The following is a 1,192-nucleotide window of genomic DNA, read 5'->3' as shown; positions in this document are numbered from 1 at the left end:
TGTCCACTTCCCCTTTAGCGAGACAATGCATAGCTAGAGGTCTCCAATTTCCTCCGGTATTCGGCCGGAGGGATGTTTCCTAAGCTTTCGTGGGTACGTTCTTCGTTATAATCACACATCCACACCCATGCCATATCTCGAACCTGCTCTATGGATTCAAACAAATAAGCATTGAGGAACTCCCGACGGAATGAGCCATTAAAGCGCTCTACAAATCCGTTTTGTTGAGGTTTGCCAGGCTGGATATATATAAGCTCGATATCATGAGCTTTACACCAATTAGTTAATTGTTCAGATATAAGCTCGGGCCCGTTATCCATACGAAGCTGTTTTGGTAGGCCGCGCTCTTGTTCCAACTGTTCGAGGACACGTACCACTCGTCCCGCAGGCAAGCTCGTATCGACTTCTATTGCTAAACATTCGCGTGTTGCCTCATCGAGAATATTGAGCGTCCGAAAGCGTTTACCGCAATACAGGGAGTCATGAACAAAGTCGAGTGCCCATTGGTGGTTTGGTGTGTCCACCACATCCAGCGGCATAGCAATTCGTGGCGGTAGTACGCGTTTTTGACGCCGTTTTAGATTTAGTCCCATACGGCAGTAAACACGGTATACCCGTTTATGATTGAAACGTTTATGTTTTCGCTTTATTCGCCAGAAACACTTCCAGAACCCAGCATTAGGGGCTTTTTCAAGTACCACATTAATGGCATCAATAACCTCAGTATCGGCAATACGCCAATCCTTGGGCTCTCGATAGTAACTCGCGCGTCCCAGTGCCGTGAGCCGGCATGCACGAAGAACACTCAGCCCAGCGGCGACTAACGTGCGTGTACAATCTCGCTTCTCACACACTACCAACCCTTTTTTGCGAACAGCTCCTTCATCGCATGGTTTTCCAAACTGACGTCGGCAAACATTTTTTTGAGCTTGGCATTTTCTGCCTCTAGCTCCTTGATGCGCTTTAGTTCAGATGCATCAAGCCCACCATACTTGGCTTTCCAATTGTAATAGGTTGCGCTACTGATGCCGTGTTGACGGCAAATATCGTCAACTTTCATGCCAGCGTCGGCTTCTTTGAGGATCGTGACAATCTGTGATTCAGTGAACCGTGACTTCTTCATGGTGCTCTCCTGCATTATCTGGGGCAGAAAACTCCAGTTTAGACTGTCTCAGCATAGGGGAAGTGGACA

General features: G+C 47.7%; 1 protein-coding gene. It reads right to left on the bottom strand.

Annotated features, from left to right (window positions below; genetic code table 11):
- Nucleotides 1-14: 14 nt before the first annotated feature.
- A protein-coding gene (locus LRP50_RS25270) for an IS3 family transposase (RefSeq protein ID WP_274167155.1) occupies nt 15-1,123 on the bottom strand; the annotation gives its coding sequence in 2 pieces (ribosomal slippage) (nt 15-871 and nt 871-1,123; 1,110 coding nt in all).
- Nucleotides 1,124-1,192 lie beyond the last annotated feature (69 nt).

This window comes from Enterovibrio gelatinilyticus, assembly GCF_028683095.1.
GTDB classification, from domain to species: Bacteria; Pseudomonadota; Gammaproteobacteria; order Enterobacterales; family Vibrionaceae; genus Enterovibrio; species Enterovibrio gelatinilyticus.
Note: the sequence above shows the minus strand (reverse complement) of the source record. Positions and strands in the feature narration are given on the sequence as shown.